General features: G+C 74.7%; 2 protein-coding genes and 1 pseudogene. 2 read left to right on the top strand and 1 reads right to left on the bottom strand.

What is annotated here, in order from left to right; translation table 11 throughout:
- Positions 1–14: 14 nt before the first annotated feature.
- Positions 15–8,153: pseudogene (locus tag DFQ13_RS13225) on the bottom strand (SDR family NAD(P)-dependent oxidoreductase); the annotation flags it as partial.
- A 231-nt stretch (positions 8,154–8,384) separates the two neighbouring features.
- Between DFQ13_RS13225 and DFQ13_RS13220 the strand changes: the two are divergent.
- Positions 8,385–9,815, top strand: a complete 1,431-nt coding sequence (locus DFQ13_RS13220) for a glycosyltransferase (RefSeq protein WP_052021789.1) — start codon at positions 8,385–8,387, stop codon at positions 9,813–9,815.
- Positions 9,815–10,873 carry a DegT/DnrJ/EryC1/StrS family aminotransferase gene (locus DFQ13_RS13215; protein WP_035287523.1) on the top strand — a complete coding sequence of 353 codons (1,059 nt, stop codon included), beginning with the start codon at positions 9,815–9,817 and terminating at the stop codon, positions 10,871–10,873. Before DFQ13_RS13220 ends, DFQ13_RS13215 begins: the two co-directional genes overlap by 1 nt.
- Positions 10,874–10,884 lie beyond the last annotated feature (11 nt).

Raw genomic sequence — 10,884 nt, 5'->3', positions numbered from 1 at the left:
GATCGGGGGGCGGGTCAGTCCCGGGAGGCGCCCAGCTCCTGGTCGATGATCGTGAACAGCTCGTCGATGGCCACCGAGTTGATCTCTGCCTCGGTGGCCTGGCCGGTCTCGGTCGGGACCGCCGCCTGCCGCAGCCGCCTGCTGATCTGCTCCAGCCGCTCGGCCAGGTCCGCGTGGTCGGCCGAACCGTTCGCGGCCGCGATGGCCGCCTCCAGCCGGGCCAGCTCGGCCAGGGGCGACCCGGTGGCGGCGCTCGGCTCGGCCGGGGCCAGTTCGCCGACGAGGTGGTCCGCGACCTGGGCGGGGGTCGGGTAGTCGAACAGCAGCGTGGCGGGCAGCCTGCGGCCGGTGGCCGCGTTGAGGCGGTTGCGCAGTTCCACGCTGGTCAGCGAGTCGAAGCCGAACTGCCGGAAGTGGCGGGACGGGTCGATCGAGGCGGCCGAGCCGTGCCCGAGGACCGCGGCCGCCTCCCCCCGCACGACGTCGAGCACCAGGCGCGGGCGGTCCTCGGGTGCCACACCGGCCAGCCGCGTGGACAGCGACGCCGTTTCCGCGGCGGGGGCGGCGGCGCGGCGACCGCCGACCAGGCCGCGCAGGACGGCAGGCACCTCGGCCCGCGCCCGCAGCGCCGCGAAGTCGAACCGCACCGGCGCGAGAGCGGGGGCACCGGTCGCCAGCGCCGCGTCGAACAGCGCCATGCCCTGCCCGCCGGGGATCGGGGCCAGGCCGTCGCGCGCCATCCGGGCGGTGTCCGCGTCGGACAGCGCCGAAGTCATGCCGGTGGCCTGCGCCCAGAAGCCCCACGCCAGCGAGGTCGCGGGCAGGCCCCGCGCGTGGCGGTGGGCGGCCAGCGCGTCGAGGAAGGTGTTCGCCGCCGCGTAGTTCGCCTGCCCCGCCCCGCCGAGGACGCCCATGACCGAGGAGAACAGGACGAAGTGCGCGAGCGGTCGGTCCGCGGTCGCCTGGTGCAGGTGCCAGGACGCGTCGACCTTGGCCCGCAGCACCGCCGCCAACCGCTGCGGTGTCAGCGAGCCGAGCACGCCGTCGTCGAGGACGCCCGCGGTGTGCACGACGGAGGTGAGGTCGGGGATGTCCGCGACCAGTGCGCGGGTGGCGGCGCCGTCGGCGAGGTCGCAGGCCACGACCCGGGTTTCGGCGCCCAAGTCGGCCAGCTCCGCGACGAGTTCGGCGACACCTCCGGCGGCGGGACCGCGCCGGGACGCCAGGACGAGCCTGGTCGCACCGCGCTCGGCGAGGTGCCGGGCGAGGGCGCGACCGAGGCCGCCCGTGCCGCCGGTGATGAGGACCGTGCCGGTCGGCGCGGGCTCGTCGGGGGCAGGATGGGCGAAGCGGCCCAGGCGGGCGGCGTGCACGACGCCGTCGCGCACCCACCCCTGCGGTTCACCGGAGGCGACCAGCGCGCCGTGCGCGGCCGCGAGGTCGCCGTCCTCCGGCAGGTCCAGCAGCAGGAAGCTGCCCGGGTTCTCCGTCTGGGCGGTGCGCACCAGTCCCCACACGGTGGCCGCCGCGAGGTCGTCGCCGGTCACCGCGCCGTGCGTCACGAACAGCCGGGGCTGCCCGTCGTCGGCGGTCAGCGCTTCCTGCACGGCCGCGAGCGCCTTCGCCGCCGCGGCGTGCGCGGCGGCCACCACGTCACCGGAGGACGGCGGGAACTCCACCACGATCGTCGGGTCGACCGGGTCCGCCTCGGGCAGCGGCGTCCAGTGCGGTTCGAACAGGGAGTCGTGCGGGCGGGCCGCCGCGGTGGCGGCCACCGGGCGCAGGGTCAGCGACCCGATGGCCGCGACCGGTGAACCGGTCCCGTCGGCGGCGGTGATGGACACGCCGGAACCGGTGCGGGCCAGGCGCACCCGCAGTTCGGCGGCGCCGGACGCGTGCAGCGACACGTCCTGCCAGGCGAAGGGCAGCGCGCCGGGGGTGATCCCCAGGTCGCCGAGGAAGGACACCTGCACCGCCGCGTCGAGCAGCGCCGGGTGCAGGCCGAAGGCGCCTGCGCGGTCCGCCGCGACGTCGGGCAGGGCGACCTCGGCGAAGACCTCGCCGTCGCGCTGCCACACGGCGCGCACGCCCCGGAACGCCGGTCCGTAGTCCAGGTCCACCCCCGCCAGGAACTCGTAGCAGTCGTCCACCGGCACGGCCGCGGCGCCGGCGGGCGGCCACTGCCCGCGGGCGAACGCGGTGTCCGGCGGGGTGGCCCGGGGGGCGAGCTGACCGGCGACGTGCCGGGTCCACGCGCTGTCGGCCCAGGAGGACACGCTCACCGGGCGGTGGTCGGTGTCGTCGGCCGCGCCGACCGCGACCTGCACCCGGACCGCACCGCGCTCGGGCAGCACGAGCGGCGCCTCGATGGTCAGCTCGGCCAGCAGCCCGCAGCCCACCTCGTCTCCCGCGCGCACCACGAGTTCCACGAAACCGGTGCCGGGGAACAGGACGCGCCCGGCGACGACGTGGTCGGCCAGCCACGGCTGCTCGGTCGCGGACAGCCTGCCGGTGAGCACCACGCCGTCCCCGTCGGACAGGTCGACCACCGCGCCGAGCAGCGGGTGCCCGGCCCGGTCGAGACCGGCGCCGGACACGTCGCCCGCGGTGTCGCGCTCCGGCCAGAACCGCTGGTGCTCGAAGGGGTAGGTGGGCAGGTCGACGTGCTGCCCGGCGGGCACCAGGGCCGTCCAGTCCACCGGGTGACCGCGCGTCCACAACCGCCCCAGGGCCAAGTGCAGCACCTCCACACCGCCGCGCTCGCGGCGGGTGGAACCGGTCGCCACGACCTCGACGCCCGCGGTCTCGGCCGTCGCCTCCACCGCGCCGGTCAGCACCGGGTGCGGGCTGACCTCGATGAAGATCGCGTGCTCGCGGGCCAGCAGGTCCCGGATGGCGGGCTCGAACTCGACGGTCTCCCGCAGGTTCCGGTACCAGTACTCGGCGTCGACCAGACCGGGACGCCCACCGGCCACCGTGGACGGGAACGGCACCTCCGGCTCACGCGGTCGGAGAGGGGCCAACACCTCCAGCAGCCGCTCCCGCAGCGCTTCCACCTCCACCGAGTGCGACCCGTAGTCCACCGCGATCCGCCGCACCCACACGCCCTCGGCCTCGGCGCGGGCCACGAACGCGTCCAACTCCGGCGCCGCACCCGCCACCACGACCGAACCGGGCCCGTTGACCGCCGCGATCTGACCACCCAGTTCGACGACCCGCTCCGGAGTGGCAGCCACCGAGACCATCCCGCCCGTGCCCGCCAGCACGCCCGCGATCAACGCGCTGCGCGCCGTCACGACCAGCGCCCCGTCCTCCAGCGACAACGCCCCCGCGACCACCGCCGCCGCGATCTCACCCTGCGAGTGCCCCACCACCGCCGACGGCTCGATCCCCCACGACCGCCACAACCCCGCCAACGACACCATCACCGCCCACAACGCCGGCTGCACCACCTCCACCCGGGACAACGCGTCCGCGTCACCGAGCACATCCGACAACTCCCACTCCACGTGCGGGGCCAACGCCCGCGCGCACTCGTCGAGCAACTCCGCGAACACCGGGCACGACGCGACCAGTTCCCGGGCCATGCCCACCCACTGGCTGCCCTGACCGGGGAACACGAACACCGGCCCCGGCGACGAGGCCACCTCGGGCGCGACCACACCGGTCACCACACCCTCGTCCTCGACACCCCCGGCTACCGCCGCCAACGCGCGCCGCAGGTCCTGTCCGACGACGACGGCCCGGTGGTCGAACACCGCCCGGGTGCCGAGCAGCGCCGACGCCACGTCGACCGGCGCCGCGTCCACCGCGGACAACCGCTCCGCCCGCGCTCGCAGCGCCTCCGGCGTCCTGGCCGACAGCACCCACGGCACGACCGCCGACCGGTCGGCCTCCACCACCGCGACCGGCTCGGCCGGGCACTCCAGGATCACGTGCGCGTTGGTGCCGGAGACGCCGAAGGAGGACACGGCGGCCCGACGGGGCCGGTCCACGGCGGGCCAGTCCACCGCCTCGGTGAGCAGTTCCACCCGTCCGGCCGACCAGTCCACGCGCGACGAGGGCTGGTCCACGTGCAGTGTCCTCGGCAGGACGCCGAACCGCAGCGCCTGCACCATCTTGATCACACCGGCAACGCCCGCCGCCGCCTGCGAGTGGCCGAGGTTGGACTTCAACGAGCCCAGCAGCAGCGGGGTTTCCCGGTCGCGCCCGTAGGTCGCCAGCAGCGCCTGCGCCTCGATCGGGTCACCCAGCCTGGTACCGGTGCCGTGCGCCTCCACCGCGTCCACATCGGACGCACCCAGACCGGCGCTCGCCAGCGCCGCCCGGATCACCCGCTGCTGCGACGGACCATTCGGCGCCGTCAAACCGTTCGACGCCCCGTCCTGGTTCACCGCCGAACCCCGCACCACCGCCAACACCCGGTGACCGTTGCGGCGGGCATCCGACAACCGCTCCACCACGAGCATCCCGACACCCTCGGACCAGCCGGTGCCGTCGGCGGAATCGGAGAACGCCTTGCACCGGCCGTCGGCGGCCAGGCCGCCCTGCCGGGTGAACTCCAGGAAGCTGTCCGGGGTGGACATGACGGTCACCCCGCCCGCCAGCGCCAGCGAGCACTCCCCCGCCCGCAGGGCCTGCGCCGCCAGGTGCAGCGCCACCAGCGAGGACGAGCACGCGGTGTCCACGGTCAGCGCGGGTCCCACCAGGCCCAGCACGTACGACAGCCGACCGGACAGGACGCTGGGCGTCGTCCCGGTCATGATGAACCCCCGCGCGTCGCCCCGCCCGTCGAGCAGCGAGCCGTAGCCGCCGCCGAAGGTGCCGACGAACACGCCCGTGCGGGTGCCGCGCAGCGAGGTCGGGTCGACCCCGGCGCGTTCCACGGCCTCCCACGAAGTCTCCAGCAGCAGCCGCTGCGCCGGGTCCATCGCCACCGCCTCACGGGGGGCGATGCCGAAGAACCCCGCGTCGAACCCGGCCACGTCGGCCAGGAAGCCACCGCGCCGCGTGGCCACGGCCGGGGCGCCGTCCGGGCCGGGGGCGAACAGCGCGTCGAGGTCCCAGCCGCGGTCGGTGGGGAAGTCCCCGGTCACCTGGCGGCCCTCGGCCGCCACCGCCCACAGGTCCTCCGGGCCCGCGATGCCGCCGGGGAACCGGCAGGCCATGCCCACGATGGCGATCGGCTCGTCGGTGGGGACCGTGGGAGCGGCCTCCGCATCCCCCGGCTCCTCGCCCAGGGCGGCGGCCAGCAGGAAGTCCGCGAGCCGGGCGGGGGTCGGGTGGTCGTAGACCAGCGAGGCGGGCAGGGCCAGCCCGAGCGCGTCCACCAGCCGCTGGTGCAGGTCGACGGCGATCAGCGAGTCGAACCCGAGGTCGCGGAACGCGGTGGCCGGGTCGATCGCGGCGGTGTCGGCGTGGCCGAGCGCGGCGGCGGCGTGCCCCCGGAGGGCGTCGAGGACGGCGGGACCGCGCTCGTTGTCCGGCAGCGCCCGCAGGCGCCCGGCGAATCCCCCGATGGCCACGGGCACGGGGACCGGGGCGGTCGGGGCGGCCCCGGGTCCGGTGAGCCAGTGGCGGCGGCGGTCGAAGGCGTAGGTGGGCAGGTCCACGGCGGTCGCGCCGGTACCGGCGAACAGGGCAGGCCAGTCGACGTCCACGCCACGGACGTGCAGCGCGGCCAAGGCGGCGACGGCGGTGTCCTCCTCCGGCCGGTCCCGGCGCTGCAACGGCAGCACGGGCACGTCGGCGGTGCGGTGGACCATGGCGGTCAGTGGGCCGTCCGGACCCAGCTCCAACACGACGTCGACCAGCTCGTCGAGGGCGCGGACGCCGTCGGCGAAGCGCACCGTGCGGCGCACGTGGTCGACCCAGTACCCGGGGGTGCTCAGCAGGCCGGGCTCGGCCACCGCACCGGTCACGTTGGACACCAGCGGGATCACCGGCTCGGCGTAGGCGAGGTCGGCGACGGCCGCCGCGAACGGCGCGAGCACCGGTTCCACCAGCGGGGAGTGGAAGGCGTGCGAGACGGTCAGGCGGGTGCACTTCCACCCCCGTTCACCCGCCCGTTCGCCCAGCTCAGTCACGGCTTCGGCCGGGCCGGACACGACCACGGCGGCCGGGGCGTTCACGGCGGCCACCGCGAGCGCGTCGCCCAGCAGCGGGGTGATGTCGTCCTCGGTGGCGGCCACCGCGAGCATCGCACCACCGGGAGGCAACGCACCCATCAGCGTCGCCCGGGCGGCCACCAGGCGACAGGCGTCAGGCAGGTCGAACACACCGGCCACGTGCGCGGCGGTGATCTCGCCCAGCGAGTGGCCCGCGACCGCGACCGCGCGCACACCCCACGACTCGACCAGCCGGTAGAGCGCCACCTCCAGCGCGAACAGCGCGGGCTGCGACCACTCCGTGGCGTTCAGGGCCTCCGCGTCCGAACCCCACACCACGTCCCGGAGCGAACCCGGCAGGTGCCTATCCAGTTCGGCGGCCACCTCGTCGAAGGCCACCGCGAACACCGGGAACCGGGCGTACAGCTCGCCCCCCATGCCCAGGCGCTGCGCCCCCTGGCCGGTGAACACCACGCCCACCCGCCCGCCGCCCGCCACCCCGGAGACGGCGCCGGGCGCGCCCCCGTCCCGCGCCCAGGCCGCGAGCGCGGACCGCAGCGCGTCCCCGTCGCGGCCGGTGACCGCGAGCCGGTGCCCGTGCCGCGCCCGGGTGGTGGCCAGCGACAGGGCGACGTCCCCGGCGGTGCCGGAGGTCTCGGCTAGCCGCGCGGCCTGCCCGCGCAGGGCCTCCGGCGACCTCGCCGAGAGCACCCAGGGCACGGCCGGGTCCAGCCACTCCACCGCCGAACCGGTGTCCGGGGCGGCCGGTGGGGCCTCTTCCAGGATGACGTGCGCGTTGCTGCCGCTGAACCCGAAGGACGACACACCGCACCGCCGCGGCCGGTCGCCGCTGTCCCACGGGCGCTGCCGGGTGAGGAGTTCGACCGCGCCCGTCGACCAGTCCACGCGCGGTGTCGGCGGTTCCGCGCGCAGGGTCGCGGGCAGGACGCCGTGCCGCAGCGCCTCCACCACCTTCACCACGCCGAGCACGCCCGCCGCCGCCTGCGTGTGCCCCAAGTTGGACTTCACCGAGCCCAGCCACAGCGGCCGGTCGCGGTCCTGCCCGTAGGCGGCGATGAGCGCGCGGGCCTCCACGGGGTCACCGAGGGCCGTACCGGTGCCGTGCGCCTCCACGGCGTCCACATCCGACGGTCGCAGGCCCGCGTCGGCCAGCGCGGCGGCGATGACCTCGCGCTGGGCCCGCTCGCTCGGTGCGGTGAGCCCGGCCGAGTCGCCGTCGGAGTTGATCGCCGACCCGCGCACCACGGCCAGCACCCGGTGGCCCTCGGCGCGCGCGGTGGACAGGCGCTCGACGAGCAGCACCCCGACGCCCTCGCTCCAGGCCGTCCCGTCCGCGCCCGCGCCGAACGGCTTCGGCCGCGCGTCGGGTGCCAGGCCGCGCTGCCTGCTGAAGGCGAGGAACGCCGCGGGCGTCGGCATGACCGCGACGCCGCCGACCAGGGCGCGGTCGCAGTCGCCGTCGCGCACCGCCCGCACCGCCAGGTGCAGGGCGACCAGTGAACCGGACGACGCGGTGTCCACGGTGAGCACCGGCCCGCGCAGGCCGAGGGCGTAGGCGATCCGCCCGGAGGTGACACCCGCCGCGGTGCCGGTGTGCAGGTGCCCCTCCGCGCCGTCGGCGTTGAGCAGGCCCGGCCCGTACTCGTGCGACTCCGCGCCGACGAACACGCCGGTCGCGCTGCCGCGCAGGGTCGTGGGGTCGATCCGCGCGCGCTCCAGCGCCTCCCAGACGACCTCCAGCAGCAGCCGCTGCTGCGGGTGCATCGCCTCGGCCTCCCTCGGGGAGATCCCGAAGAAGGCCGCGTCGAACTCCGCCGCCCCGGCGAGGAACCCGCCCTCGCGCACGTAGCTGCGCCCCGGCGCCGACGGGTCGGGGTCGTACAGCGCGTCGGTGTCCCAGCCGCGGTCGGTGGGGAACGGGCCGAACACGTCGCCACCGTCGCACAGCAGCCGCCACAGCCGCTCGGGCGAGTCGACGCCGCCGGGCAGCCTGCACGCGGTGCCCACGACGACCACCGGGTCATTCATGCCGGTTCCTCCCCTGACGCTCGGACCGCCCCCGCACTGGCAGGCACAACTGGGTCACAGCGACGCAGCGTATGGGCGGTGCAACACGGTTTTCCCTACAGGAAACGCGTTTTCGCCAGGGTGCGGGACCGGGCCCGGTCTAGGGAATTCCCACCCGCCGCGGTGGGACAAAAGACCCTCGGGGGCGCACGCGCCCGTGGAGCAGCCCGCCCGAAAGGTGTCATCCCCATGCCAGCAAGTCCGCGGCCGATCCTGTTCGTCAGCCTGCCAGAGAGCGGCCTGTTCAACCCGGTGCAGACGATCGCGGGCGAGTTCGCGCGGCGCGGCGTCGAGGACCTGTGGTTCGCCACCGACGAGGAGCGCCGCGGCGACGTCGAGTCGCTGTCGGCCGCCTCCGAGGTCCGCTTCGCCCCACTGGGCGACGTGGTGCCGCAGCTCTCGGTCTCCACGTGGGACGACGACGTCTACGCCGAGGTGACCGGTCCGGACCGGTTCGCCGCGCACGCCGCCCTGATCCGGCACACCTACGACCCGGCGCTGCACGTCGCCAAGTACAAGCGCCTGGAGCAGATCGTCGACGAGGTCCGGCCCGCGCTGATGGTCGTCGAGAGCCTCACCGCGTACGCGGTGGACATCGCGATCACCCGCGGCATCCCGTTCGTCCTGGTGGTCCCGTTCCTGCCGAGCAACTACGTCGTCTCGCCGGTCCCGTTCGGCCACAAGTACACCGGCGCCGACTTCCCGGTCCCGCACTCGGGGCTGTCGATCGACATGACGCTGCGCCAGCGCGTCGCCAACCGCCTGTTCCGGTGGCGCACCCTGGGCATCTTCCTCGACCCGGCCATGATGCGGATGCTGCGCAAGGACAAGCGGACCCGCGCGGAGCTGGGTGTGGCGCCCGAGGCGCGCAAGTTCACCGCGAAGATCGACCACGCCGCGCTGGTCCTGGTGACCTCCCTGGCCGAGCTGGACTACCCGTTCACCGTGCCGGACAACATGCGCATGGTGGGCGCGCTGATCCCGCCGCTTCCGCAGGCCCCGGACGACGACAGCGGCCTGGACGAGTGGTTGACCGAGCGCGGGTCCGTGGTGTTCGTCGGCCTGGGCACCACCACCCGGCTCACCCGCGGGCAGGTCGCCGACTTCCTGGAGGTGGCCCGCCGGATGTCCGGCACGACCAGTTTCCTGTGGAAGCTGTCGCACGCCCAGCAGGAGCTGCTGCCCGACGGACCGCTGCCCGCGAACGTGCGCGTGGAGAGCTGGGTCCCCTCGCAGCTCGACGTCCTCGCGCACCCGAGCGTGAAGCTGTTCCTCACCCACGGCGGCGGCAACGGCTTCCACGAGGGCCTGTACTTCGGCAAGCCGATGGTCATCCGTCCACTGTGGGTGGACTGCCACGACACGGCCACCCGTGGCGCGGACTTCGGGGTGAGCCTGACGGTCGACCCGCACCGGTCCGGGGTGGACGACATCGAGCGTGCCCTCACCCGGGTGCTGACCGAGCCCTCCTTCGCCGAGCGCGCCCGGCACTTCAGCGGGCTGCTGCGCGCCGCGGGCGGCGCGGCGGCGGCGACCGACCTGGTGCTGGACCTGCCCGCGCTGGCCGCGACCCCGACAACCCCCACGACCCCGACGACCGACCACCGCGCGAGGGCATGATGGCGATCGAGTACCCGGTGTCCCGGCCCAGCATGACCGGGGCCGAACTGGCCTACGTGACCGAGGCGGTCACCAGCGGGTGGATCTCCGCGCACGGCTCCCACGTCCGGCGCTTCGAGGAGGAGTTCGCCCGGTACAACGCGGTGGCGCACGGCGTCGCGTGCTCCTCGGGCACCGCGGCGCTCACCCTCGCGCTGCGCGCCATGGGCATCGGACCCGGCGACGAGGTGATCGTGCCGGAGATGACCTTCGTCGCCTCCGCGTGGGCGGTCACCTACACCGGGGCCACCCCCGTGTTCGTCGACTGCGGCGACGACCTGAACATCGACCCGGACCTGATCGAGGACAAGATCACGCCGCGGACGAAGGCGATCATGCCGGTGCACGTCAACGGCAGGCGCTGCGCGATGGACCGGGTCATGGAGATCGCCTTCGAGTACAACCTGCGGGTGGTGGAGGACTTCGCCGAGGCGCACGGCATCAAGCCGGTCGGCGACGTGGCCTGCTACTCCCTGTTCGCCAACAAGATCATCACCGCGGGCGAGGGCGGCATCTGCCTCACCGGCGACAAGCACCTGGCCGGGCAGATGGCCCACCTGCGGTCCATGGCGTTCACCAGGAACCGCGACTACCTGCACAAGAAGATCGGCTACAACTTCCGGATGACCGCGCTGCAAGGAGCGGTCGCGCTCGCCCAGGCGGAGCGGATCGACGAGATCCTGACCGCGCGCAAGGAAATCGAACGCCGCTACGACGAGGGCCTCGACGGCGTCGACGGCATCACCCTGATGCCGCAGCGCGACGTGCTGTGGATGTACGACCTGCGGGCCGAGCGGCGCGAGGAGCTGTGCGCGCACCTGGCGGCCGAGGGCATCGAGACCCGGGTGTTCTTCAAGCCGATGAGCCAGCAGCCGATGTACCGCGACCCGGTGTGGCCGGGGCTCAACGCCACCCGGTTCAGCGCGGACGGCTGCTACCTGCCCACCTACACCGACCTGACCGCGGCCGACCAGGACTTCGTCATCGGCCGGGTCCGCGCCTTCTACGGCGCGAAGTGATTGGGGTGTTG

This window comes from Actinokineospora spheciospongiae (genome assembly GCF_003182415.1).
In the GTDB taxonomy this organism is placed as follows: domain Bacteria; phylum Actinomycetota; class Actinomycetes; order Mycobacteriales; family Pseudonocardiaceae; genus Actinokineospora; species Actinokineospora spheciospongiae.
The sequence above is the reverse complement of the archived record's forward strand: the minus strand, read 5'-3'. Positions and strand labels throughout refer to the sequence as shown.